This window comes from Carboxylicivirga marina (assembly GCF_016612505.1).
Taxonomy (GTDB): Bacteria; Bacteroidota; Bacteroidia; order Bacteroidales; family Marinilabiliaceae; genus Carboxylicivirga; species Carboxylicivirga marina.
In genome coordinates, this window is the sequence record NZ_JAENRR010000001.1 from 97,543 (window position 1) to 122,758 (window position 25,216).

The 25,216-nt window shown below is 39.0% G+C and carries 22 protein-coding genes; 13 read left to right on the plus strand and 9 right to left on the minus strand.

Features of this window, described 5'->3' with window-relative positions:
• Window positions 1-448: 448 nt before the first annotated feature.
• Window positions 449-2,161: a PNGase F N-terminal domain-containing protein gene (locus tag JIV24_RS00355; protein WP_200463001.1), complete on the minus strand. Its 1,713-nt coding sequence runs from the start codon at window positions 2,159-2,161 to the stop codon at window positions 449-451.
• Between the two features lie 104 nt (window positions 2,162-2,265).
• Window positions 2,266-3,069: an HAD family hydrolase gene (locus JIV24_RS00360; RefSeq protein ID WP_200463002.1), complete on the minus strand. Its 804-nt coding sequence runs from the start codon at window positions 3,067-3,069 to the stop codon at window positions 2,266-2,268.
• A 213-nt stretch (window positions 3,070-3,282) separates the two neighbouring features.
• Between JIV24_RS00360 and JIV24_RS00365 the strand changes: the two genes are divergently transcribed.
• Both JIV24_RS00365 and JIV24_RS00370 read left to right on the plus strand, forming a co-directional pair.
• Window positions 3,283-5,151, plus strand: coding sequence for a helix-turn-helix domain-containing protein (locus tag JIV24_RS00365; protein WP_200463003.1), 1,869 nt, complete (start codon window positions 3,283-3,285; stop codon window positions 5,149-5,151).
• 238 nt (window positions 5,152-5,389) lie between these two features.
• Entirely contained in the window at window positions 5,390-6,286 is an 897-nt protein-coding gene (locus JIV24_RS00370) for an energy transducer TonB (RefSeq protein ID WP_200463004.1), read from the plus strand.
• A gap of 79 nt (window positions 6,287-6,365) precedes the next feature.
• Here the strand turns inward: JIV24_RS00370 and JIV24_RS00375 are convergent, their stop codons facing one another.
• The gene (locus tag JIV24_RS00375; protein ID WP_200463005.1) at window positions 6,366-6,824 is read right to left on the minus strand and encodes a protein-disulfide reductase DsbD domain-containing protein; all 459 of its coding nucleotides are present in this window, start codon (window positions 6,822-6,824) and stop codon (window positions 6,366-6,368) included.
• 349 nt (window positions 6,825-7,173) lie between these two features.
• On the opposite strand from JIV24_RS00375, the gene JIV24_RS00380 reads away from it, so the two are divergent.
• The 9 genes from JIV24_RS00380 (at window position 7,174) to JIV24_RS00420 (ending at window position 15,436) form a co-directional block, all read left to right on the plus strand.
• Window positions 7,174-7,695 (plus strand): hypothetical protein, encoded by a 522-nt coding sequence (locus JIV24_RS00380; RefSeq protein WP_200463006.1) that lies wholly within the window; start codon window positions 7,174-7,176, stop codon window positions 7,693-7,695.
• Window positions 7,679-8,227, plus strand: coding sequence for a PepSY-associated TM helix domain-containing protein (locus tag JIV24_RS00385; protein ID WP_200463007.1), 549 nt, complete (start codon window positions 7,679-7,681; stop codon window positions 8,225-8,227). Before JIV24_RS00380 ends, JIV24_RS00385 begins: the two co-directional genes overlap by 17 nt.
• An 88-nt stretch (window positions 8,228-8,315) precedes the next feature.
• Window positions 8,316-8,903, plus strand: coding sequence for a DJ-1/PfpI family protein (locus tag JIV24_RS00390; RefSeq protein ID WP_200463008.1), 588 nt, complete (start codon window positions 8,316-8,318; stop codon window positions 8,901-8,903).
• 103 nt (window positions 8,904-9,006) lie between these two features.
• Window positions 9,007-10,221 carry an Lcl C-terminal domain-containing protein gene (locus JIV24_RS00395; RefSeq protein ID WP_200463009.1) on the plus strand — a complete coding sequence of 405 codons (1,215 nt, stop codon included), beginning with the start codon at window positions 9,007-9,009 and terminating at the stop codon, window positions 10,219-10,221.
• Between the two features lie 84 nt (window positions 10,222-10,305).
• Window positions 10,306-11,613, plus strand: coding sequence for a sulfatase-like hydrolase/transferase (locus JIV24_RS00400; protein WP_200463010.1), 1,308 nt, complete (start codon window positions 10,306-10,308; stop codon window positions 11,611-11,613).
• A 12-nt stretch (window positions 11,614-11,625) separates the two neighbouring features.
• Window positions 11,626-12,882: an Lcl C-terminal domain-containing protein gene (locus tag JIV24_RS00405; RefSeq protein ID WP_200463011.1), complete on the plus strand. Its 1,257-nt coding sequence runs from the start codon at window positions 11,626-11,628 to the stop codon at window positions 12,880-12,882.
• Window positions 12,883-13,186: 304 nt separating this feature from the next.
• Window positions 13,187-13,603: a TetR/AcrR family transcriptional regulator C-terminal domain-containing protein gene (locus JIV24_RS00410; protein ID WP_200463012.1), complete on the plus strand. Its 417-nt coding sequence runs from the start codon at window positions 13,187-13,189 to the stop codon at window positions 13,601-13,603.
• Window positions 13,604-13,628: 25 nt separating this feature from the next.
• Window positions 13,629-14,723, plus strand: a complete 1,095-nt coding sequence (locus JIV24_RS00415; RefSeq protein WP_200463013.1) for a sensor histidine kinase — start codon at window positions 13,629-13,631, stop codon at window positions 14,721-14,723.
• Window positions 14,720-15,436 carry a LytR/AlgR family response regulator transcription factor gene (locus JIV24_RS00420; protein WP_200463014.1) on the plus strand — a complete coding sequence of 239 codons (717 nt, stop codon included), beginning with the start codon at window positions 14,720-14,722 and terminating at the stop codon, window positions 15,434-15,436. The genes JIV24_RS00415 and JIV24_RS00420 overlap by 4 nt, the downstream gene beginning before the upstream one ends.
• A 2-nt stretch (window positions 15,437-15,438) precedes the next feature.
• Here JIV24_RS00420 and JIV24_RS00425 read toward each other — a convergent pair whose 3' ends face one another.
• Both JIV24_RS00425 and JIV24_RS00430 read right to left on the minus strand, forming a co-directional pair.
• Window positions 15,439-16,380 carry a TIGR01212 family radical SAM protein gene (locus JIV24_RS00425; protein ID WP_200463015.1) on the minus strand — a complete coding sequence of 314 codons (942 nt, stop codon included), beginning with the start codon at window positions 16,378-16,380 and terminating at the stop codon, window positions 15,439-15,441.
• A 207-nt stretch (window positions 16,381-16,587) separates the two neighbouring features.
• Entirely contained in the window at window positions 16,588-17,676 is a 1,089-nt protein-coding gene (locus JIV24_RS00430) for a lactonase family protein (protein ID WP_200463016.1), read from the minus strand.
• Window positions 17,677-17,823: 147 nt separating this feature from the next.
• Here JIV24_RS00430 and JIV24_RS00435 point away from each other — a divergent pair, with 147 nt between their 5' ends.
• Complete coding sequence (locus tag JIV24_RS00435; protein ID WP_200463017.1) at window positions 17,824-19,437, plus strand: dipeptidase; 1,614 nt, start codon at window positions 17,824-17,826, stop codon at window positions 19,435-19,437.
• A 79-nt stretch (window positions 19,438-19,516) separates the two neighbouring features.
• Here JIV24_RS00435 and JIV24_RS00440 read toward each other — a convergent pair whose 3' ends face one another.
• The 3 genes from JIV24_RS00440 to JIV24_RS00450 all read right to left on the minus strand — a co-directional run bounded on the left by JIV24_RS00440 (window position 19,517) and on the right by JIV24_RS00450 (window position 22,731).
• Entirely contained in the window at window positions 19,517-20,734 is a 1,218-nt protein-coding gene (locus JIV24_RS00440) for a cation:proton antiporter (RefSeq protein ID WP_200463018.1), read from the minus strand.
• Window positions 20,735-20,849: 115 nt separating this feature from the next.
• A complete protein-coding gene (locus JIV24_RS00445) occupies window positions 20,850-21,425 on the minus strand; it encodes a PhnA domain-containing protein (protein ID WP_200463019.1) in 576 nt (191 codons plus the stop codon).
• Window positions 21,426-21,435: 10 nt separating this feature from the next.
• Window positions 21,436-22,731, minus strand: coding sequence for a cysteate synthase (locus JIV24_RS00450; RefSeq protein ID WP_200463020.1), 1,296 nt, complete (start codon window positions 22,729-22,731; stop codon window positions 21,436-21,438).
• Between the two features lie 240 nt (window positions 22,732-22,971).
• On the opposite strand from JIV24_RS00450, the gene JIV24_RS00455 reads away from it, so the two are divergent.
• Complete coding sequence (locus JIV24_RS00455; RefSeq protein ID WP_200463021.1) at window positions 22,972-24,465, plus strand: sulfatase family protein; 1,494 nt, start codon at window positions 22,972-22,974, stop codon at window positions 24,463-24,465.
• A gap of 57 nt (window positions 24,466-24,522) precedes the next feature.
• On the opposite strand, the gene JIV24_RS00460 is transcribed toward JIV24_RS00455, so the two are convergent.
• Window positions 24,523-25,128, minus strand: coding sequence for a M23 family metallopeptidase (locus JIV24_RS00460; protein ID WP_200463022.1), 606 nt, complete (start codon window positions 25,126-25,128; stop codon window positions 24,523-24,525).
• Between the last annotated feature and the right edge of the window lie 88 nt (window positions 25,129-25,216).

Consider the following 25,216-nt stretch of genomic DNA (forward strand, 5'->3'; position numbering starts at 1 on the left):
CGAGAATAAAGAAAGACCAATAATTTCCTCATTGATCTTTTATACTTTCCTTAATGCAAATCCATATACATACTTTGGCATTTCACTCCTGAAATAATCCAGCGAATGATCGCTAATCTTCAATAGACTTTTCAAATCAGTATATTTTATCAATTACCCCCTACCCTTAAGTATCAATTGACTATTTTTTACGTAATAATTTGCCGTACCCCTATTTATTTTATTGCATTCATATATTTTTATTGCAAATACTATTGCACACCCCAAAAATATACCCATCTTTGTAATGGATTTTTTCATAAAACTTGGATTTAGTTAGCTGATTTAAGGGTAAGGACAGATAAACGTATCTGTCCTCTCTTTTTTTTTATAGCCCTTTATATATTCAGAACAAAAAAAAGACCAATGCCATACAACATTGATCTTTCAACTATTCAAGATTCATTTCTTATTCATACTCTCCAATTATAATCCCCGAAATATTCCAGGCACTAAAACTGTTTCCAGCACTTTCGCCAATAGGTATAGCCACTTTCATTTGATGGCGGCCCGACTTTAACTCAGGCAATTCAAAATACTCAGGATTAGTAGCGGTGCCCGGACACCATCCGCTTCGACTTAAATCGGCCGATGAAATACCATTCCAAAAATTACCAGATACCGGATTATGCTTTCGATATGCTGCACAATCGGCTCTCCAAGGCGTATAGACAAAGAACCGCTCACCATCGATAAAAATTTCATTTTGCTTTGGGTTAAATTCATCGCCACCACCCCAGCCTCCATGGCCGGTTGTAATGTATCGCAATCGTAAATTTTTAACACCTTCCGGAATAGAGAAATCAACGGTCAAACTATCATTCTTAAACATTGTCCCATATCGTTGACCACCCATCTCCATTACATTGCAGGTATTAAAAAGTGGCTGTACATATACATTTTTGCCAGAATCGTCGAGCCAGTCGAAACTTCCCGGATATGCTTTTATATCGAGAGTTAGTTTATGACCTCCTTTATCGTAATTACCAATAAAAGCACCAATTAAAACTTCACCTTCCAGGTATGGTTTTAATTCAGATACATCCTGTTTAAATACGGAGTGATCTTCCCATTCGATATCTTTAATTTTCACCCGATCGTTGAAATGCCTCACCCCAAAGGTTGTAAAGAAACGCACCATCTCAACTATCGGATCATATTTCTTATTAACAACAACACCCTGATAATCGAGACTATCAACATCGTAATAAATAGGCAGTGTATTCATTCCCTTGGTTAAACCATTCCAAAAGCTTTGCTCTTTCTCGGTTGGAATCACAAACACTGAGCCCGTGCGATCATAAGCGTCACCATTACTATACTGCATTATCTCGGCAAATACCGAATAGTGATCAGGCGTTTGGGGAAGCTTCACTTTTTTAACAATTAGCGTTCCTCCTGCAAAGTGATACACCGAATCGAGAGTTGGCTCATCAACCTCTATCTTTTCTTTGCCCCAGCAAATTTGTTCATCGTCAAACACTCGGGTGCTGATAATCATTTTCGCCCGCTTAATATCACCTAATTCATTTTTACTAACCTGTTCTCCAAGCTGATTAGGCAACAGAGATATTTTTGCCTTTTTCCGATTTATATTGATGTTATTTGCTAACACTTCGTAATTACCATTTCGCACAACACTCAATACCAATCCTGGCACATAACCAACCTTAGGTTGCGGCGTCCCCTGGATACCAGCTTCGGTGGTATACCAAACATCAATATGGTTAGAATTTATAACTACTTTGGCTTTCTTACAGATGAAACCTTTGATTGTTCGGGTTTCACCCATAAACTCTAAGCCTGGCAAGTCATCAAAATCCATTTTAGAATTATACACATCTCCATCATCAAAAGATGCCATTTGGATAATTGTCTGATTTGTATAATCGATAAACTCTGCCTCTTCGGCATATCCAGGAATAAGTTGTTTTACATCCGGGGCATCGCGCCATACTTTTGACGAGTTTTTGGCATATTGAACATGTAGCAATGGCATATCATCTCGTTCATTGCCATTATACAATGTTTTGTAACTAACAGTCCCTTGTTTGTTAAATGATTGGCTAAAGCCTGAACTGCAAATAAGAAGAGCAGTCATCAACATATAAAAAAAATTCATGTGTATAGAGTTAATTAGAGAATAAACACAAAGTTAATCCTCAACAAACAGCTCTATGATAACACATGTTCAAGAAAGGGCTATAAATTATAAATGCCCTTTACTTATTTCGCAGCCATATGTAATAGTTGCTGTCTAATGGCCTCCATTACACCATTATCATCATTACTTGCCGTAACATTACGAGCAATCGATTTAATTTCCGGGTGAGCATTATCCATGGCATAGCTATGATACACCGACTGGAGCATCTCATAATCATTCAAATAATCACCAAACGCCATGCATTCTTCGGGGAGAATATTCAATTCTTTTTGAAGTAGCTGAATCGCCTCTCCTTTGTTTATTCCTTTAGGCATCACATCAAACCAAATTGGACTCGATGTGCTAATTTGAAAATCACTGTCAAACTTCTCTTTAACCAAAGGATACACCGAAGATTCGAGATTTTTGAAATCATTCACCGCAATTTTTAAGATATCATCATCAACTTCCAACAAGTTTTTTACAACCTGATTTTTGGTGTAATATTTCTGCAACTCAACATTAAACTCCTCAGATAAACCTGCCTCAACATAAGCTCCTTTTTGACCACACAAAACGACATTGACACCTTCTTGCTCACGCAATGTTTCGATCATTTCTTTGGCATCACCAGCCTTCATTGGTTTCATCGTTTGAGTATTATTGCCCCAGTGAATAAAACCTCCATTCTCGGCAACGTAGGCGATATCATGATCAAAATGAGCGAACTCATCAACCAAGGTATAATACTGACGTCCACTGGCAACTACAAACTGAATTTTAGCTGCTTTCATTAATTGATAAACTTCAATAAAATCCTTTGGTAATTGCTTATTTGAATTAAGCAAAGTACCGTCCATATCAGACACAATCATTTTAATCATAATCACTTATTTAGAGGAGCAAATATACTTTGTTCGTAACTAATAAAAATGGCTATAATGTTAATAATTTAGAAAGTTTCAGCATGAATGTAATCTCCCGACGAGTTATATCTTCAATCATTTTTTAACATCTGCGCACTTGTCATCTGATAAACTTCAATCGTACCTTTATCAATTATTTGAATTTGATTCACTAATCAGCAAAACGCAGCCATGGAAGCCAATCAATCTATGGACGAACAATTTCTCTCAAAGGTACATCACACCATAGAGGAAAATATTGATAATGAAAACTTCTCAGTAGAATCATTGGCAAAGGAAGTTGGACTCAGCCGCTCAATGCTACACCGAAAGTTGATTAAAATATCGGGGAAAAGTGCAAGTGACACCATTACACATATTCGTATCTCGAAAGCACGAGAATTACTTGAACAAAACTCAACTACTGTTTCGGAAACAGCTTATCAAGTTGGATTTAGAAACCCTAGTTATTTTAATCGGGTCTTTAAAAGACATTACAATATGTCACCTGGCGATATGAAGAAAATGGCCATGGACAATCACATTTATAGTTCTACTGGTCTTCCCTATTACTCAACAGACAAAAAAACAACTACCAGAAAAAAGAAGCGTTTTACTTTTATCAGTCTTATCGCTATTTGTGCCATTATAGTACTTTATATTGTCGCAAATCCTTTTGCATCAAAAACATCAGTAGCCGTGCTTCCGCTCGAAAATTTAACGGGCAATTCGAACAACGACTACATAGTGAGTGGTATAAACGATGCCTTAATTGGTGAATTAGGCAAAATAAAATCACTCAGAGTTATCTCTCGTAAATCTACTCAGCGATATAAAGAAAGTAATATGTTATTGAAAGATATCGCAAAAGAACTAAATGTAAAAAACATCATTGAGGGTTCTATTCTTTCGGCAGGAGACAGCATACATCTGATTATTAAGACGATACGAGCAATTCCTCGCGAACGACAATTAATGTCTAAAAACTATCACGACCATCTAAGTAATGTGTTGAATATCCAGAACAAAGTAGCAAAAGACATTGCTCATATTGTGAAAGCTCGAATATCAAAAAAAGAGATGCAACAGTTGCTACGGGAACAACAGGTCAATCCTGAAGTATATAAAGCATACCTGCGTGGCATGTTTACCATACATCAGGGAAATCAGGAATGGTTTAACAAAGGTATTGGACATATGCATGAAGCCATAAAAATTGACCCCGGCGAGCCTTTTGCCTATGCAGGACTAGCCTTAGGTTATGCCACCATGGGGCATGGACAGTTTGAATCTGAAAGCTCTTTTTTAAGTGCAGAAGCTGCCGCCAAAAAAGCCATTAAATTAGATCCCACCATCGCTGAATCGTACACTGCTTTATATATGCTGTACCTGTACAAAGACTGGAATTGGCCCCTGGCGAAAGAATCATTTGAAACAGCTCTTACCGTTAATCCAAATAATGCTGATGCACATGCTCACTTTGCCTGGTATCATTACCTTTTCCAAAACACGAAACAATCGCTTTATCACGCCAAACAAGCCACCTTAATTGATCCAATTTACCCGGATTACCACGCTTGGCTTGCTGCTTTATATTTCAATAATAAGCAATACAAAAAAGCCGAACACCATGCTTACAAAGCACTAGCTATTAATGAGAATACCAATTATGCCCATGCAACACTTGGCTGGCTCTATATAGAAAGCAAACAATTTATTCAAGCAATCGAAGTTGTCGAACGCTTCCCAAAAACATCAGAATGGGACGTGCATAGAATTTATTGTTACACCCAATGTAACGAAAATAAAAAGGCATTAGAAATATGGAATTACTATGAAGAAAAAGTCCAAAAGCAAGATTATCATGCATTCTATATAGGTATGATGGCAGCATGCTTAGGTTATAATGATAAAGCATTTATGTATTTTAACGAGGCAATTGATAATAAAACATACCCCATTGCCTACATCAATGTATACCCATTCTCAAGGAACATAAGAAACGACAGCCGTTATGCTCAACTTTTTGAAAGAATGAATCTGCCTAAGCCTGAAAACTAGTATAAATTTTAACATTATCAATTAAAAATTCACAGTTAATACCTCATTTTTTCAGTATAGCAACATCAGTATCAATTAGCAACAATTTTACATATAAACAGACAAGCATTTTCAACTTATGTGATATGTTGCACAACGCTGCCGCTTGTAATTTAGCTCTCGTATTTTATTAAGTAAAACGCTCTCCCAATCAACTTACTTAAAAGTACAAACTACTACTCATTTAAATCTACAAGCCATGAAAAAGATGTTATTAACAATTGGAATGTGTTTTTTGGTGCTTGGCATATTTGCTCAAGGACCAAAAAAAGTACCTATCTTTAAAGGAGACAAAACCTATACGGGTTATCAGGTAGGGGACAAAGCGTTTGTCGAAATTGACGGCAAAGCCTATCTTGTTGAAAATGACAAAACAGGAAAAACTGTTTTTCATTTGGCTGATAGCCGAGTTACAAGCCCTGTTTTTACAGGTGTTAAAGTTGAATCCGTTGAAACAGTTAAAAAGAATCCGATTTGTTGCTACCTGGAGGAAAACTTAGATGTTAAAAATTTAGTCAATGATTTTGATTACCCCATCGAAGGAACCGTTGGTGTGGAATTTACTATCAGTACAGATGGAAGCGTTTCTGATTTTGAAGAAGTAAATCATGTAACAAAAGAGCTGTATCAAGCTGTAGTTGACTGCATCAAAGAAACAGATGGCATGTGGGCGCCTGGTACTGTTGAATTTAAAGAAGATACTCCTGAACCAACACCAATGGAAACCAGAATTTATGTAAAATTTGATACCCCTGATAATGCATCATTTGAAGAGTTGGCTCGTCAACATTATCGTTTTGCCATCAAGAGATATGCTAGAGCGGAAAACATTCAAGACGACAAACTACTTAGCAAGAATAAGAAAACCCGTAAGTCAACCCGCATGTTCAACAGATCGCTTAACCATTTAGAAGCAGCTACTGTTTATATTCCTAACGATCCTTCTTTAGCTTTTTGGAAGGCAAAAAACTTTGAACAACTTGGAATGCATAAAGAAATGTTTGACATGCTTGAACAAAGAAAGATGCTTCTAAGCTTAAGCTCGGAAGAACAAACATTGAAACAACACTATGACTTAGCTATAATATCTTATTAGAATTGGTCAAAAACAGGTCACAAAAAAAGTCTCGCAAATGCGAGACTTTTTTTTAAAAAGATATGTATATTCCATTCAATTACTTTACCTGAAACTCAAACTCCACATCAGTAGGAGGTAAACAAGTTTCGTTATCGCAACACATAAAAGTCAAATACCCTTTTACTGTGGCCGGACGCTTTGTGATTCGCACATTATGCGAAAGCTTCGCCTCGTGCTTAAAATAAGGCACTTCCATATCAAAGACTTCGTCGTGCTTAACAGTTGGTTTAATTACCTCTACAGGCTTTTTCAACTCTTTCGCATTAACCATATCTTCAAAAGTAAACTCAGTTGCTACCGGACCACCTTCAGGCACATTTAAACCGTAAGTTTTCCAACCATCTTCAATTGTTGCAATGGCAACAACCTGTACTTCAAACTGATTGATCTCTTTGATTTCAAACTTCCACTTTACAGGCTCTTGCATTTGAGCGCTTACACCTATTGCTCCAAAAATAAGAAGCATCATTAAGGCAAAAATGTTTTTCTTCATCATCTGCTTTAGTTTTAAACCGAAATTGCATTGATACAATTTCAAATTTGTTTATTGTTTTTTTTGGAATTCAACAAATATACGACCAAAATGTCTTCGTGTTACCAAAAAGGCAAAATTGGTAGTAAAATCATATTCTATAATTAAGACACCCATTGGCGCATTATGGGTGACACTCTAATTTCATAAAACACAAATCACCTTTCTCGAATCTTGTTAACAGTTTGTTAAAGTGACACTGCGAGGAGTAAATAATTCGGCAAATGCAATTCTTATTTACACTAAATATGTAGTTTTAACATCAGGTTTTAAACAAAACCACAGACAATTCAACAAACTAAAGTATCACACAATGAAAAAAATCGTAAGCATTGTTTTGCTGGCTATATCTATAATAGCTTGCAATTCATCATCCAAAAAAAACACTTCCGAATCTGATGTTAAATCAATCCAAACGGTATCAGTAGATAATTTACTTGCGAAAGCCGATGGTCTGGTTGAGAAAACCATTAAAGTGAAAGGCCATGTTACACATACTTGCAAGCACTCTGGCAAGCGTTGCTTTTTGGTAGGCGACAACGAACAATTTACCATTCGTATTGAAGCTGGCGGAAAAATAACAGGCTTTAATCGCGATTTAGTAGGCAATACCATTGAGGTTGAAGGCATCCTTAAAGAGCGTCAATTATCGAAAGAATACATTGACCAGATGGAACACGAAGTCAATGAAAAAGCCAAGGAAGATGGAACCGCTGAAACATGTGCTACCGAAATGAGTAATATTAAGGATATGCGCGCCTGGATGAAGTCCAACAATAAAGATCATTACTCTATTTATTTTGTAGAAGGTCTGAACTATGAGGTGGTCGAGTAAAACAGCCAGAAAATGGTTGCGCATTATCCACCGTGACTTAGGCTTTGTGATGGTTGGCATCACAATCATTTATGGTATTTCGGGTTATTTACTCAACCACATGGATGGAACCGACCCATCGTATGAAACCATTGAGGGAACCATTCAACTGGAAGTTAACCTTAATAAAACAGAAATTGAAAAAGCCTGGGATGAAGTAGATGATGTAGCTAAAATAAAGCGCATTTTACCCATTGACGATGAGCATTATCGTCTAATGCTTGATGGCGGCATCGGTGTATATGAAATCATATCAGGCAAAGTGGTATACGAAGAACATCGCAAAAAGCCCTTTATTTATTACATTAATAAGCTTCATTACAACAAGGTAGGTGGATGGACCATTATGGGCGACATTTTTGCCTTTGCACTTATCTTTTTTGCTGTATCTGGCCTGTTTATGAACAAAGGTAAGAAAGGTTTGGCGGGTCGTGGTAAATGGCACCTAATAATAGGTCTGGCCATTCCGGTCGTATATTTATTCTTCATGTAAAATTCTAATAGTAGCCTCATCAATAGATGGGGCTTTTATTTAATAGATATCTTAGCATTATCATATACCAAATCTTAATTGAATAATTATGAAACGTGTACTACTATTCCTTTGTCAGGGTTTTGAAGAGCTAGAAGCTGCTGTATTTACAGATGTATTGGGTTGGACACGCCTCGAAGGCGACATACCTGTTGAAGTTGTGACAGCAGGATTGCGCCCAAAATTAAAATGCACGTGGAATATGATTATTGAACCGGAAATGAAATTTGAAGACATTCAAATTGATGATTATGATGCGATTGCTATTCCGGGAGGCTTTGGTGAAGCCGGTTTTTATGAAGATGCCTACGATGAGCGTTTTCTTAAATTGATTCGTGACTTTAACAAACAGGGAAAGTTAATCGCTTCGGTATGTGTTGGCGCCATGCCAATTGGGAAAAGCGGGGTGCTAAAAAATCGAAATGCAACTACTTACGATTTATCGGGTGGACATCGGCGCCATCAATTAACTGAAATGGGCATTAATGTGCTCGACCAACACATTGTGGTTGATGAGAATATTATTACTTCAACAGGCCCGGCTACAGGACTGGATGTCGCCTTTACTCTGCTAGAAAAACTAACTTCACATGATAACATGATGGAAATAAAGCGTCATATGCGATTTATAGATTAAAAAGTACATTCCATAGATTCTCTTTCATGATCCATTGATTGATTTTACTATACAAACATGCCTTTTATATATTTGTTACATGTAAACCAATCTATTGCATATCATGACACTTTGTAATAAAACCATATCATTCATCACAACATGCCTTGTTGTTTGTTCCGGTCATTTATTTGCACAAAACCATTCTTATCCGATTGTTGACACCGGTGTTAAAACCTACTACAGTGATAAGGATATCATCACAGAACCTCAAAAGGGAGAAGCATTTTTTGGTCAGGATGCGCAATATATTGGCCATGAACCATCGTACACCAATAACCACGACGGCATCATTACCGATAATGTGACCGGATTAGTGTGGGCTAAAGCAATGGACGAAAAAATGACCTATGAAGAAGCTTTTAAAACGGCAAAAGCTTCCACACTGGGCGGTTATTCTGACTGGCGGGTACCTACCATTAAAGAACTTTATTCTTTAATCATATTCACAGGCCAGCTCAGTCGACACAAAGGCAATAATGAACTCTTCATCGACACAAAGTATTTCAAACAACCATTGGGCGATACATCTAAAGGCGAACGGGAGATTGATGCACAAACCTGGTCGGCCACAAAATACACGGGCACTACCATGCGTAATGCATCCACCGTATTTGGCGTTAACTTCATTGATGGTCGCATTAAGGGGTATCCGATTTTTAATCGTCGTAAAAATAAAGACAATAAATTATATGTCCGTTTAGTTCGTGGAAACACATTATACGGCGTCAATAATTTCGTAAATAATCATGATGGCACCATTACAGACCAAGCCACTGGCTTAATGTGGCAACAAGCAGATGATGGCATTGCCCGCAATTGGGAAGAAGCCCTTTCCTATGCTGAAAATGCCTCGATTGCTGATCATACAGATTGGCGCCTCCCCAATGCCAAAGAATTACAAAGCATCGTGGATTACACGCGTTCACCACAAACGACTAATTCTCCTGCCATTGATCCGCTTTTCGAAACATCAGAAATTAACTACCCAAGTGGTTCTGGTGGACATTTCCCTCATTTCTGGACAAGCACCACTCATTTGGATGGTCGCAACCCATATTCCAGTGCTGTGTATGTCGCCTTTGGAGAAGGTCTTGGTAAGATGCACGATAAGGTTATGGATGTGCACGGCGCCGGCTGCCAAAGAAGTGACCCTAAATCAGGAAACCCCAAACTCTACCCACAATACCAGGGTCCGCAAGGTGACATCAGGTATGTTTTTAATCATGTTCGACTGGTACGTGATATGGCATTGGGTGATAATTCTCATGGCAATTAAAAAATAGTTACGCTTTGAAGTAGGGTAAAACCGATCCTATGCGGTTATAAAAAAGCTAATATCAAATCAGAATATCTATTGATTATGAGTAAAACAATAACATTAACTGCCACTATACTAATATTTTTTTTGACCATGTTAGCCTGTTCTGACAACAACGAACTGCTAAGCACTGAAGATAAAAACACTGATAACCAGCAAAGCCCTAACATTCTTTTAATCATCGCTGATGACATGGGATTAGATGCCACATCGGGCTATAGTGAAGGAGCAGTGAAACCAGCCATGCCTAATCTTGATAAGCTAGCGTCAGAGGGCATTACCTTTAACAATGCCTGGGCCTATCCACTTTGTTCTCCCACAAGAGCATCTATATTAACCGGGAAATATGGCCACAACACAGGTATACTAAATGTTGAAGGCATAGACATCTCAACATCGGAGATGAGCATCCAGAAATACCTTGATGAAAACACTGAAACATTGTATAGTCATGCTCACATTGGCAAATGGCACTTATCGAAATTTAATCAATTAACAGCGCCAAATAATATGGGGATAGATTACTTTGCTGGAATTATGCAAGGCGGTGTTACAGACTATAATTCATGGACATTAGTAAGCAATGGGCAATCAGAAACATGCAATGAATACCACACCACAAAAATGACCGACTTATCCATCAATTGGATTAACCAACAAACAAACCCCTGGTTCTGCTGGTTGGCCTATTCAGCACCGCACACACCATTTCATTACCCGCCATCTGAGATGCATCAACAAAATGAGGCAGACGGAAGCGATCTATCCATGTTTTTAGCCATGTGCGAAAGTCTTGATTACGAAATGGGACGCTTATTTAATTCGATGGATCCGGAAACACTAGCTAACACAATCATCATATTCATTGGCGACAATGGAACCGATAAGAATGTGTTACAACTCCCCTATCGTGGCCGTAAGGCAAAAGGTTCACTCTATCAGGGAGGCATCAACGTTCCGCTAATAGTATCAGGGTATGGTGTGAATCGTAGCAATGCAATAGACGATAACCTTATCTGCTCAGTCGATTTATTTGCAACAATTGCTGACATCAGCGGCGCAGGCAGTAATATATATGAAGATAGTTTTAGCTTCAAGGAGCTACTTTCAAATGAAACAAGCGGACTACGACCATATAATTTCTCAGAAGTGGATCATGGTGATGATTATCGCTACGCCATTAGCGATGGCACTTATAAACTAATTAGTAACAATGATAAAGATGATGAGTTGTATAATTTGATTGACGATCCTTACGAAGCAAATGACCTATACAACAGCACCAACACAGACGATATCAATGCCATGCAAGAGCTAAGATCTGAAGCTGACAAAATTAGAAACAACTAAAATCCGTTTATAATGAAGTACTTTTTTCTAACAATATCGATTCTATCGTTCTTTTTATTCAGCTGTGATAATGATAGCACCAAAGATATTACAGATGACAACGATGATAATGGTTACAAGGAAGTTGAATTAACAATCAACTATCCTATTGTTGATACCAAACAAAATAGCTTTTACAATAACACCTCGCTAATGTCAACAACACCTCTGGCTGATGATGACTTTTACGGACAAGATGCTCAGTTTTCTGGCAATCAGCCGTCGTACACCAATAATCCAGATGGCACAGTCACTGACAATATAACCGGCTTAATCTGGGAAAAAAGCTATCAGCGCATGACTCACTCAGAAGCATTGGCCTACCTTGAAGAACAAAATAAAGGCGACTATAACGACTGGCGCATCCCCACAATAAAAGAACTATACTCATTGATGCAGTTTAATGGTACCGATGTTAGCAGTGCCGATATGTATTCTCAACCATCCAGTAATGCCATCCCGTTTATTGATGATACCTATTTTGACTTTGACTATTTTGCCAATGGCGACCGTGCCATTGATGTACAGTATTACAGCAGCACCAGATACACTGGGGTAACCATGGGCAAGGATGAAACAGTATTTGGCTTAAATGTGGCTGATGGCCGAATCAAAGGTTACCCTTATACCTCCAGAGGTATTGAGAAAGACTATTCGGTGAAATTAGTTAGAGGTAACGCTCTTTATGGCACTAACGACTTTGCAGATAATAATGACAACACAATTACAGATAATGCAACTAACCTCATGTGGGACAAAAGTGACAGCAATGAAGCCATGGAGTGGGCAGAAGCTTTACAATGGGCACAAACTATGAATGCCCAAAACCATTTGGGCTATAATGATTGGCGGGTACCCAATGCCAAAGAATTACAAAGCATTCTTGATTATTCACGCTCACCTCAAGCTACAAACAGCGCTGCCATCGACCCGATTTTTAACATCTCAAAAATAACAGTAGAAGGCGGTTTAGAAGACTATCCATTCTTCTGGTCGAGTACAACGCATTTGAATCTAAAAACAGCTTCATCAGGTGTATACTTGTGCTTTGGAGAGGCATTGGGCTTCTTCCCTGAAGGAGCAACAACTCCAATTGATGTACATGGAGCAGGCGCTCAACGCAGCGATCCCAAATATGACAATGGAAAAGATTACAGTGCGGGCCATGGACCTCAAGGCGATGTAGTCCGATTTGAGCATTACGTTCGCCTGGTAAGAGATATCGACTAATACCTAAGAAAATACCGTAACAATATCGCATGCCATTTGGAAGACTCTTTCTTTCAAGTGGCATTTTTAATTCTATTAAATTCACTCGTTCTGTCACCTTTACTGCATCTAGCTTGCTATAATACTAAAAGACCAAGCACACTTAAAAAATTCATCTGGAATAATTCCCAATTCGTAGATAAAACTCCCCTATCCATTGATTGCTTTTTCAAAGCCCCGAGCTTCATGATACATTTGACTTAACAAACCCAGAAAGAATAAATTGTTACTTCTTTCTCATTACAAAAGAATTAAACAAGACACCATGAAGAATTTTGAAATCTTAAGGCAATTTACAATTGCATCTGCATTACTATTGATTTGTTCACTTTCAGGCGTTCAAGCACAAAGCAAAGGAAAACACCAGGGACCACCCCCTATTCCAGATGCAGAACAAATTGAAAAGATGGTCAGCAAACTTGATGAAGCGCTATCACTAAGCGATGAACAAAGTTCTAAAATAGAAGCCATCTATACCCATCATTTCAAAATAGTTGAGGACAAACGTTCGGTGGGTCGCCCATCACGTGAAGAGATGCAGCAATTGAGAGTTGAGTTAGATAAGGACATTAAAAACATCCTAAGTGCAGAACAGCTGCCAGCATATGACAAACTGATAGAGGAGCAAAAGCAACAAAGAGGGAAAGGAAAAGGTAACAAACCTCAACGATACAATTCATAAAAGTGGATTAGCTATATTTGTAAGTATGCCATATACAGACAAACATACATCATTGACAGAACATGCCATATTTGTCTGCATATGGCTTTTAATATTGGCATCTCCAGTAATATTTATCGACTATAATAACGTATCAATCGAACAACGGTTACTTGGCACTTGGCTAAGGCTATTACCCTTCTTTCTATTATCCATTATCAATCACTTTATACTTGTTCCGTTAATCCTCTTTAGAAAAAACAAATGGACATACTTTATCACAGCAATATTTACAATTCTAACTTTTGTTGTGCTGATACGTATCGTTCAACCTCAGGATAGCAAAAGAAGGCCTATTCACACCCAGCAATCACAACTAGAACAACCAGACAATCAAAAACCTTTACCACCCAAGCACTTGCAAGCACGTAATAAAAATCGTGCTGCCATACCACCACAGGTCAATATTTTTATTCTGTCCATCTTAATCCTTGGTTTTGATACAGGCATACGAACAGCTTTCAGATGGATGCGTCTCGAAAAGGACAGTGAAGTGCTTGAAAAAGAAAAAGTAAAAAGTGAACTGGCATTTTTACGTAACCAGGTGAGCCCCCACTTTTTCATGAATACCTTAAACAATATTCATTCACTTATTGATTTTAACATTGAAGAAGCCAAAGATTCCATTATTCATCTATCGAAATTAATGCGTCATTTGCTATACAATTCTAATGATGAGCACATAAATATCGGAAAAGAAATGGATTTTATCAGGCACTACATCGATTTAATGAAATTACGCTATTCCAATAAAGTAGATATTCAACTGCAAATTAACGAACATTTACCTGATGTGATGATTCCACCTTTGTTATTCACTTCCTATGTCGAGAATGCATTTAAACATGGAGTCAGCTATCAACATCACTCATTTATTTATATCAACATCAACTGTTCGAGTCACCAATTGGAATTTAGTATTCGTAATTCGAACCACCAGACGGCCAATTTGAATGAACCATCGGGTATTGGAGCCGAAAACTCGCGCAAAAGACTGAATCTGCTCTATGGAAATAATTATACGCTTGAAGAAGAAAATTCAAGCGAACATTATCTCATCAAATTAACATTGCCTTTATGATACGATGCATTACCATAGATGATGAGCCGCTCGCACTAAAGCAAATGGCCGCTTACATCGATAAAACACCTTTTCTTGAACTCTCAGGGCAATTTGATAGTGCACTAAATGCCATGACTTATTTGACTGAAAATAGGGTTGACCTGATGTTTGTAGACATCAACATGCCCGATTTGAGTGGAATGGACTTTGTAAAAACATTGAGCGATGGCCCTAAGGTCATTTTCACAACAGCCTACAGCGAATATGCCTTGGAAGGCTTTAAAGTAAATGCTGTTGACTACATGTTAAAACCCATCTCCTATGCTGATTTTTTAAAAGCGGCCAGCAAAGCGCAGGAGCTCTATTTCTCAACACCTGATGTGCAGGAAGAAACAATCGACCTGGGGGATGATTTCCTATTTATAAAATCGGAGTATAAGGTCATACGCATCAATTATAACGATATACGATACATTGAAGGCATGCGCGAATATGTACGAATTTACCTTGATAATGCCCCTCCTGTAATGGCTCTAATGAGCATTAAGAAACTTGTTGAGCACTTGCCTGCCAATGATTTTATGCGCGTGCACCGTTCGTTTATGGTTAATCTTAATAAAATAAGCATTATTGAACGTAACCGTATCGTATTTGATAAAACCTATATCCCCATTAGCGACCAGTATAAACCAGCCTTTCAGGAGTTTTTAGATAAAAAGTTTCTAAAATAGAATTAAGGTGCGGTATACAATCGCCCTTGATAAGTTTCTCTTTCAGCTAAGCGCTTTTCAACTTTGGCAACAAATTCAAAGTTCTTAAGCCCCCAGCGCGGTGCAATTAATAAATCATGAGGTGCCTGACTGATAAAACGTTCCATCACAACACCCGGATGCATAATTTCCAGAAAATCAACAACTATCTCAATAAACTCTTCAGCTGTATATAAACGAAAATATTCTTTTTGCTCCTCGTAAATCTTCGCAAATGCACTTCCTTTTACAATTTGTAATTGATGCAGTTTTAAAAAATTGATAGGTAATTTTGAAACTTCAACGGCGTGCTCCAATAATTGTGCTCTATCCTCACCTGGTAATCCCAAAATAAGGTGCATGCCAACCGGTATACCTGCCGCCGCAATTCTTTTCGCCGCATCCACAGTCTCTTCATATGAATGCCCACGATTGATTTGCTCTAAGGTTTCATTTGATGTGGACTCAGCCCCAAGTTCAATTGCAATATAATAGTCTTTTTGCCATTCTTTCAGGTGCACCAATAAATCGTCCGAAATACAATCAGGACGTGTTCCTAATACAATTCCGGTTACTTTTGGATGGCTCAAAGCCTGCTGGTACTGCTCAATCAAATAACTGGTTTCGCCATAGGTATTACTGTAGGCCTGAAAGTAGGCCAGGTATTGTTGTGTTTGGTATTTAGGACGAAAGAAAGAAGAACCTTTCTCAATTTGCTCTTGAATTGTTAATTCCGGACCACAATACGATGGGTTAAACGTACTATTATTACAAAAAGCACAACCTCCCATGCCCTTCGAACCATCACGGTTAGGACAGGTAAAACCGGCATTAATTGATACTTTTTGCACCCGCTCTCCGAACGTTCGTCTGATATATGAACTGTAATCGTTGTAGCGCTTCTCGTGCCCCCAGGGAAATTGCATATTTATAATTTTAGGCGGCAAAGATAAGAATTAGGAACTAGAAGCTAGAGTCTAGATACTAGTTTCTACTTTCCTTATGTGACCTACCCCCATCGCCTTTGGCACTTCCCCATGGGGAAGATGGATTAATAAGCTATCTGCAATTAGATTCTCCCCTTGGGGAGATACCCGCAGGGAGTGGGGGATTTCAATCTCACTCAATTTGAACTAATCAAATAACACACACACCGGACTGGCAGCCTTCACCTCACTTACAAACGTTAGCAAGCCAGTTTCCTGATTCCTTTTGAAAGCAATGATGTTATTTGAACGTTCATTTGCAACCACCAAAAACTCATTATCAGGTGTTAATGCGAAGTTTCGTGGCCAATCACCTTTTACAGATTCATGAGCTACCAAGCTCAACTCTTTCCCATCCTCATTAAGCTGATAGATGGCTAATGAATTATGCCCCCGATTGGATGCATATAAAAAACGTCCATCGGCTGAAATATGGATATCAGCACAGTAACTTTCACCAGCAAAATCAGCGGGTAATGTGGAAATAGCTGATGACAGATGCCAATGACCATCTCTTTCCTCAACAACAGAGACAGTACTGTTCAATTCATTAATAACATACAGTACCTTTTTTTGGGGATGGATAGCCAAATGGCGAGGGCCTGCTCCTGCGGTAATTAACAGACTGTCTGTTTTGATGAGTTGCTTATCTCCCATTCGATAAAAAATCAATTGATCAATACCCAAATCAACTGCAACAACATTCACCTCATCCAAAAAATAAACGGAATGCGCATGTGGTGCATTTTGGCGCTTCATTATACTTTTTCCACTATGCTGAGTCACATGTCTCAAATCACTCAGTTTACGCTCTTCATCAAGCGTTACATAACCAATATTTCCACCCGAATAATTGGCCATTAGCACATCTCCCTTGTTATTAACCGACAGGTGACATGGATGAGCTCCTCCGCTCAATGAAGTAGACACATGCTTTAATCCATTGGGTAAAACCTGATAGGATTGAACGGTTCCGGTTCCCTCAACATTTACCTCACCTACTGCGAGCAATGTATTTTTTTTATTATCAAAAGCCAGAAAGGACGGATTCTCAGTTTGTGCCACTAAAGACAATGTATCAAATCGGCCATCCATATCTAGCTGACCGTAGTAGATACCTTCACTATCGCCATTGGTATATGTTCCCAAATAAAATGAATAGGGAGCTTGCGGTTGGGGTTGTTTACAGGCTAACATAAAAAAAGCAAGTAACAGTAAATAGGCTAATTTCTTCATGATGATGTTTATGATTGAAAGATGAATGATAAAGATAAAAATTAAACAACAATTAAATTTCAATGCTTATCATGACGTTTGTTTGGTGCTTAATTAAAGTGAATGATTATTTTTATCGTTCATAGAATAAGTTAAAAGTAAAATCTCATGAAGAAACTTCAATTAATGACTATGGTGCTTGCTACTGCTTCACTTATGAGCATACAGGCACAAAGCATTTTTGACCAAAAGAACGATCCCTACTTTGGAGAAAGCTGTACCAGCATCATGGTGAGTAAAGGCGCTACTACCGATGGTTCTGTTATTACTTCTCATACCTGTGACGGTCGTTACCGCACGTGGTTAACCATTGAAGAAGGACAAACCTTTGACAATGATACAACCATGCCTGTTTATAAAGGCAAACTCAAGACAGAAACACCTTGGGATATGCGCAAGGTAAAACAGGTAGGTACCATACCGCAAGCAAAGGAAACATATAGCTTCCTAAACACGGCTTATCCTTGTTTAAATGAAAAGCAGCTGGCCATTGGTGAAACAACTTTTGTTGGACCTGAAGAGTTGGTGAATGAAAACGGCATGTTCCTAATTGAAGAATTGGAGCGCATTGCCTTGGAGCGCTGTTCTACTGCACGTGATGCCATCAAACTTATTGGTGAGTTAATTGAAGAGTATGGCTATGGCGACTGGGGCGAATGCATTACCATCGCCGACAAAAAGGAAGTATGGCAATTAGAAATTGTAGGTGAAGGACCTGATAAGATTGGAGGAATTTGGGCAGCTCAGCGCATCCCTGATGGCCATGTGGGTGTATCGGCAAATATCTCCCGTATTGGTGAAATCGACCTAAAAGATAAAGACCATTTTATGGCGTCGAAAAATGTGAAGTCGGCAGCCAAAAAATTAGGTCGTTGGGATGGTAAAAAACCATTTAAATTCTGGAAAGCTTATGGCGATGTTGAGAAGCCTTTTAAAATCCGTGAATATTTCATTTTAAATGCGCTGGCACCTTCTTTAAATCTGGATTTCGAAGCCGATGAGATTCCTTTCTCTGTAAAACCCGATAAAAAGGTATCAGTTCAGGATGTGATGGCCTTGTATCGTGAGACCTATGAAGGAACAGAATATGACATGACTCAAAACCTGTTGGTGACGAAGAAAAAATACAACGATCAAAAAGAAGAGATCGGGGTTGATACCATTAAATCGTCAATTGCTAATCCATGGTTAGGTCGTGGTGCTCGTAGCCTATATGAAGCTCTCAACGAAGGTTCTGTTGAATTCCAACGTACTGTGGCTGTTTCATGGTGCTCGTATTCAGAAATCATTCAACTACGTGATTGGTTACCTGATGAAGTTGGTGGCATTGCCTGGTTTAGCTTCGATAACCCGGGGCAGTCGCCGCGTGTACCTATCTACTCAGGCGCTACTGAATTACCAGAAAGCTTTGATTTCTGTGGTCAGAAACGCTATCGCGAAGACGCAGCTATTTGGCAGTATCGTAAGGCTAATAAATTAGCAACATTAGCATGGCAATCTACAAAAGATGACTTTTTGAAAGAAGTAGCTTACTTTGAGGAGAAAGGCCAGACTGAAACCAAAGAATTAGAAGCGCGCATTGAGCAACTAATCAAAGAAGGCAAAAAAGAAGAAGCAACTGAATTGATTAACAGATATACCAAAGATTTTACGGGCGCCACCATGTTGCGCTGGAAAGAATTGGAAGAAGAATATTGGGCACGCTTTGGATTAGGATTCTAAACGACACCCAATTATAAATTATAATCCCCGATACTTATGAGAATCGGGGATTTTTGCTTTTAATTGATATATCCATTTATCAATCTTTGGACAACAACTTTGGCCCAAAAACTTTAATACCAATAGCACCCAAAGGAGCAGTCGTAACGATGCTTAATACAGCCATGGCTAATATTACCTGACCGGTTTCAATCGAAACATTGCCCAATTTACCTGCTTCAATCAAAACCAAAGGAACAGCTCCAATAGCTGCTTGAACGGTAGCTTTAGGCCAATAGGCAATCACACTAAATAATTTCTCTTTATTATTTAAACTGGATCCTAGTAGCGAAATCCACACTCCAATACTTCTGGCACTTAAACCAATAAGCAATATCAGCAGGCCACTTCCAATTAAAGTGGCATCCAATTGATGAAGCTGCACTTCTGTTCCAATATAAACGAATAGCAATATCTCAGATAATACCCACACTTTGTTAAATTTTGCTGATAGCCGCTTGGCCAGTTTGCCATATTTTTCGAGGATGATAAAACCAATGGCCATTATACCTAATAAGCCTGCCAAGGGAATGATTGCTTTGAGGCTTTCCATTTCAGTAATTTCATAGAAAACAACTGCTACAATCATAAAGATGATTACCTTTTTTGTATCACGAATATGAAAGCGCTTAAAAAACCAAACCATTGCCAAACCTAATCCTAAACCCACCAAAGCTCCCATAATAATTCCGACAGGAACACTCCAGAGGATATGACCAATATTAACAGAGGAGCCTGCAGCCAAGCCTGTAAATACACTGAAAATAGTAATAGCGAACACATCATCAACAGAAGCTCCGGCTAATACTAAAGTTGGTACTTCTTTCTTTTTACCATAGCCTTTATCTTTCAACTCAAGCATGGTTGGCACCACCACTGCAGGCGAAACTGCCGCAATAATAAATCCTAACATGCCACCTTCGATCCAACTAAAATCAAAAAAGAAACGAGACAATAACATCACCATGCCCCCTTCAATCACGCCTGGAATAAAACTCATATTAATAGCAGGCCGCCCAACCTTATGCAGGGTTTCACGGTTAATGCCTAATCCGGCACGAATAAGAATAACAATAAGAGCCGCTGTTTTGAGTTCCTTCAAGATAATTGCCACTTCAGGGTCAACAACATTCAACACACTTGGACCAAGCAGAATACCAGCAGTAATTAAACCCAGTATGCCTGGCAATTTTATTAATGAGAACAAATAATAAAGAACAAGTGCTAAAGTGATGATTAGAGCTATGTTGAGAAGCATATTTAAAGAGTTTAGTAGCTGATGAGTTTAGTAGTTGTAAAGCTCAGTAACAAAAGGGTAGAATATCGACATCTTATTAAACTTTCCAACTTCTCAACTATTAAACTACAAATATTTAATTCTTCTTCACGTACTTGGTCAATATATAAATATGCTGACCATTTACCTTCCCTTCAATGTGTTCAGGATCGTTATGCGACAATATAATATTGCGAACTGCTGTACCACGCTTGGCGGTAAAACCCGTTCCTTTTACATTTAAGTCTTTAATGATGGTTACGGTATCACCAGCTTTTAACTCAGCACCATTACTATCGATGTATTTATCCACCTCATCGTCCGACAAGCCATCGCCATCGGCTTTGGCCCATGCCAATGTTTCATCATCGAGGTATAACATATCCAGCAAATCCTGTGTCCAATCGGCCTTTAAGCGATTCAACAAGCGCCAGGCCATTACCTGCACAGCTGGTTCGGTGCTCCACATGCTATCGTTCAAACATCGCCAGTGATTAGCATCCATCGCATCTGGGTTCTGAATCTGCTCATAACAGGTTGGACATGTCAACACACACTCTGCTGCATCGCCACTTCCAACTGGCTGAACCTGATATACTGTCAAGCCCTCTTCACTCCCACACAACTCACATTTCGAAGCGCTGCGGCTCATTAATGTTTTTTCTACACTCATTTGAGGCTTATTATTTGAATAACTGACTTAAAACCTTTTCAACATCCGCCATTTCAGGCGTAATATCAAATACATGATGTGGCTTTAGGTAAATGATATCTTTAGTACTCTTGATGCGTTTCTCACCACCACCAGTGATGTTTAATATGATACAATCATCTTTATCTACAATACCATCTTTAACCGCTTGTATTAAAGTAGCTGTAGCCACTGCCGCTGCCGGATGAATATCATTACCTTCTGTTTCTTCAAAAATGCGGGCCGCTTCTTCGGCTGCCTGGTTAGTGGCCGCCAACACATCGCCACCAGCTTCTTTCATGGCATCGTATAAGCCACCAAAAACAGCATAAGGCGGCTTACGATTCGATAATACTTTCGCATCAATCTCTTCCACCTGCTTACGCGCAACATCATCTTCTAAAGGCAACATTTTACGCGAATCAGCCTTCCAGGCATCATGAATCGGTAAGAAAGGAATATTTTGAGATACCATCAGTTTCATAAAATGGTTTCCAAAGCGACCATCCTTAATTAATCGCTTATTAGCTTCCCAGGCTGCAATAGCGCCTGTTCCGCTGCCAACCGCCTGGAAATAGTATTTCGGGATTCGGCCGATTGTAGTCACAGCCGATAAAGTAGTGGTTCCCATCCCATCACGACGAGCCACATTCCTTGCACCACCTTCGGCCACAAAACCATCTAACTCGCAAGCCATGTTTGACAGGTGAATGGCATCAAAGTAATCGCTGCCTGACTTGGTGACTACCAACTTTACATTATCCTTAATGGGTTCGTCGAACCACATAGCATCAATATTATCTTCGGGCACACATAATAACAACGGAATATTATTATCGGAACACACACGAGCAAATGCACGAGCGGTATTACCAGCCGATGCTACCACTAAGATGGTTCCGTCATCTGTTTTTAAGCGCCCGCCAACCGAATAAGCCTCTGTTTCTTTAAATGAGCACGTGCGAAAATTAGCACCTTTCTCGGGCCAGTAGCCGCTAAATGTTATGTACAAATCAGATAAACCAAGGTATTTGGCTAAGCCTTCACTCTTATAAGTAACAGGTGCCGAAGAACCTTCCAGCATCTTATGCACTGGCAGCCAGTCGGCAAATCGAAAAACGCCATATGAAGCATCTTTTACCTCAATCTGTTCCTTTTCATAAACAGCTCTCACTAAACTACATTCGTGTTCGTTTGGGGCATCAAGCGTCCAACCTTCATCTTCAAACTGATTACCGGTTTTAACAGACTCCAACTTGTATGGAGTGGCATTGAATTCTTTAGTCATAGTCACGTAGTGTTCTTTGAGCCACAAAAATAGAAGTTTTGCCCGGCTTGAAGAAAGATAGCAAAGAAAAACATAGCGTTTTTATATACCAATACCCCACAACACTGATTCAATGAATCTTACAACATTCCAACATTGTTTTAAGGTATTGAAGATTAACAATGACACCCAATGTAATACATCTATACACCTGCACATTAACAATCCTTTCATACTTTTACTTCATAAAACTTTATGAAGATGAACCTTAAATTATTTGCCCTCTTAGTTATCTCCTTGCTTATAATGACTTGTCAAAAGTCAAACCAGGAACAACATCCAAACATCATCTATATATTGGCCGATGACATGGGTTATGGCGATATCAAAGGCTTAAACATAAACTCTAAAATCCCCACTCCTCACCTCGATCAACTAATAAACGAAGGCATAAGCTTTAGTGATGCTCATAGTAATTCAGCAGTTTGCACACCCACTCGCTATGGTACTTTAACAGGTCGATATTGTTTTAGAAGTCGCCTAAAAAGTGGGGTTTTAGTTGGTCACGAAGCTGCATTAATTGAAGATAGCATTAAAACTGTGGCACAAGTATTGAATGAGGCAAACTACCAGACAGCTTGTGTTGGCAAATGGCATTTGGGCTTAAACTGGGCAAAAAAAGATTCGACAAAAGCTTTGTTTCATGGAGGTAACCTCTGGGATATTTTCCACACTGATAATGTTGATTACACAGCTCGTGCCAGTGGTGGTCCGTGCGATGTGGGTTTTGATTATTCGTTTATTATACCTGCCTCATTGGACATAGCTCCATACGTTTATCTCGAAAACGATGTGGCCACCGCTCCGGTCCCAAAGCAAGTTCCCTTCTTTAGGGATGAAAAAGCGAGAGGTATGTGGTATCGTCGTGGCGATATAGCTGGTGATTTTGACCACACCACAGTGTTGCAAACCATTACCAACAAAGCCATCGACTTTATTACTTCAGCTAATAAAGAACAGCCTTTCTTCCTATACTTTCCCTTAACATCACCACACACTCCCTGGTTCCCAACTGAAGAATTTCAGGGCCAGTCGCAAGCGGGTGTTTATGGCGATTTTGTGGCCATGACCGATGATGTGGTCGGCCAAATTATGCAAACTATAGAGAAGCAAGGCATCACTGATAATACAATTCTAATTTTCACGTCGGATAACGGTTCACACTGGTTACCTTCTGACATTGAAAGATTTAAACATACAGCCAACCACGCCTATAGTGGTATGAAATCGGATATTTGGGAAGGTGGTCATCGTGTACCTTTTATTGTTCGCTGGCCCGAAAAAATTAAGGCACAAAGCACAAGCACCAAAGCTATTTGTTCAACTGATTTAATGGCCAGCCTTGCCGAATTAACATTGCAAGATATACCCGAATCGGCTGAAGACAGCTACTCCTTTTTATCAGCTCTTAAAGGCGCTTCAAAGGTCAATATTGAAGACAGGGTAATGATTCATCATTCGGTTAATGGCACTTTTGCCATACGAAAAGGACCATGGAAATTGATTGATACTAAAGGCTCTGGTGGCTGGAGTTTGCCCGAAGATAAATGCGATAAAGATGCACCGCCTCAGCAACTCTTTAATATGGAAGATGATATTGTGGAGCAAAACAATCGTTATTCCGAGTACCCCGAAATAGTGAGGGACTTAAATACCTTGCTATGGAAATACAAGGAAGGGAATGAAGCGAGGTAAAAAATAATACGAGAGTACACGTGGTGCAACAAATGTCTTTTTCAACACCCATGCAACTCAATTCAAATAATGACTCAAGAAATCAAGCGGATGATAAAAGTATTTGTCCAAATCCTCTTTGGTATAACATACTAAGGTATAAGACGCAAATAAACGCTCAGGTTTTGATTGCTCTTGTTTGAGGCGCATCGGTTCTACTTTCAATATCTCAAAATGAAAATGATCAAATTGCCAGCCATACCTGTTAAGCTCATTTCTATTCATAAACCGGGCAATTGGCTGATCATGTTTCACCCTATCAAACAGGTTCACTTCTATTCCGGCAATGTGTTCATAAACGGTCCAAAAGCGCTGTTCTCCTTCATGTTCAATAATAAGCTGAGCATACGGCCCATCAACACGCTTACTGATAACGATGCCATTAGCAATTGGAAAGATGGGCTCTGACTGATAATTATTTGAAGGACGCTTAATATCGATTCCGGTATGAAAATGTGCCGGTACACCCGGTCGCTCTTTTCTCATTAAGCCAAATTCTCCAATCTCGGTCAATTTCAGAAGGCTGGTCGAACTTCCAATAGGCGCATTAATAGGTATACTACATTCAAACCCTCCAGAAAGAGAAATAAAAAGTAGCGATATAAGCAATCCTGTTTTTATCATTTATAGATGGTATTAGATTTTTAACTCCACACGAGAGGACTAGTTCAGCGGTGAGGGTATGTACTATACACCTTATTGTGCATAGTTT

Excerpts from the sequence above, each read along its gene's own strand:
- JIV24_RS00355 (WP_200463001.1), bottom strand. The coding sequence starts at position 2,161 with ATGAATTTTTTTTATATGTTGATGACTGCTCTTCTTATTTGCAGTTCA.
- JIV24_RS00360 (WP_200463002.1), bottom strand. The coding sequence starts at position 3,069 with ATGATTAAAATGATTGTGTCTGATATGGACGGTACTTTGCTTAATTCA.
- JIV24_RS00365 (WP_200463003.1), top strand. The coding sequence starts at position 3,283 with ATGGAAGCCAATCAATCTATGGACGAACAATTTCTCTCAAAGGTACAT.
- JIV24_RS00370 (WP_200463004.1), top strand. The coding sequence starts at position 5,390 with ATGAAAAAGATGTTATTAACAATTGGAATGTGTTTTTTGGTGCTTGGC.
- JIV24_RS00375 (WP_200463005.1), bottom strand. The coding sequence starts at position 6,824 with ATGATGAAGAAAAACATTTTTGCCTTAATGATGCTTCTTATTTTTGGA.
- JIV24_RS00380 (WP_200463006.1), top strand. The coding sequence starts at position 7,174 with ATGAAAAAAATCGTAAGCATTGTTTTGCTGGCTATATCTATAATAGCT.
- JIV24_RS00385 (WP_200463007.1), top strand. The coding sequence starts at position 7,679 with ATGAGGTGGTCGAGTAAAACAGCCAGAAAATGGTTGCGCATTATCCAC.
- JIV24_RS00390 (WP_200463008.1), top strand. The coding sequence starts at position 8,316 with ATGAAACGTGTACTACTATTCCTTTGTCAGGGTTTTGAAGAGCTAGAA.
- JIV24_RS00395 (WP_200463009.1), top strand. The coding sequence starts at position 9,007 with ATGACACTTTGTAATAAAACCATATCATTCATCACAACATGCCTTGTT.
- JIV24_RS00400 (WP_200463010.1), top strand. The coding sequence starts at position 10,306 with ATGAGTAAAACAATAACATTAACTGCCACTATACTAATATTTTTTTTG.
- JIV24_RS00405 (WP_200463011.1), top strand. The coding sequence starts at position 11,626 with ATGAAGTACTTTTTTCTAACAATATCGATTCTATCGTTCTTTTTATTC.
- JIV24_RS00410 (WP_200463012.1), top strand. The coding sequence starts at position 13,187 with ATGAAGAATTTTGAAATCTTAAGGCAATTTACAATTGCATCTGCATTA.
- JIV24_RS00415 (WP_200463013.1), top strand. The coding sequence starts at position 13,629 with ATGCCATATACAGACAAACATACATCATTGACAGAACATGCCATATTT.
- JIV24_RS00420 (WP_200463014.1), top strand. The coding sequence starts at position 14,720 with ATGATACGATGCATTACCATAGATGATGAGCCGCTCGCACTAAAGCAA.
- JIV24_RS00425 (WP_200463015.1), bottom strand. The coding sequence starts at position 16,380 with ATGCAATTTCCCTGGGGGCACGAGAAGCGCTACAACGATTACAGTTCA.
- JIV24_RS00430 (WP_200463016.1), bottom strand. The coding sequence starts at position 17,676 with ATGAAGAAATTAGCCTATTTACTGTTACTTGCTTTTTTTATGTTAGCC.
- JIV24_RS00435 (WP_200463017.1), top strand. The coding sequence starts at position 17,824 with ATGAAGAAACTTCAATTAATGACTATGGTGCTTGCTACTGCTTCACTT.
- JIV24_RS00440 (WP_200463018.1), bottom strand. The coding sequence starts at position 20,734 with ATGCTTCTCAACATAGCTCTAATCATCACTTTAGCACTTGTTCTTTAT.
- JIV24_RS00445 (WP_200463019.1), bottom strand. The coding sequence starts at position 21,425 with ATGAGTGTAGAAAAAACATTAATGAGCCGCAGCGCTTCGAAATGTGAG.
- JIV24_RS00450 (WP_200463020.1), bottom strand. The coding sequence starts at position 22,731 with ATGACTAAAGAATTCAATGCCACTCCATACAAGTTGGAGTCTGTTAAA.
- JIV24_RS00455 (WP_200463021.1), top strand. The coding sequence starts at position 22,972 with ATGAACCTTAAATTATTTGCCCTCTTAGTTATCTCCTTGCTTATAATG.
- JIV24_RS00460 (WP_200463022.1), bottom strand. The coding sequence starts at position 25,128 with ATGATAAAAACAGGATTGCTTATATCGCTACTTTTTATTTCTCTTTCT.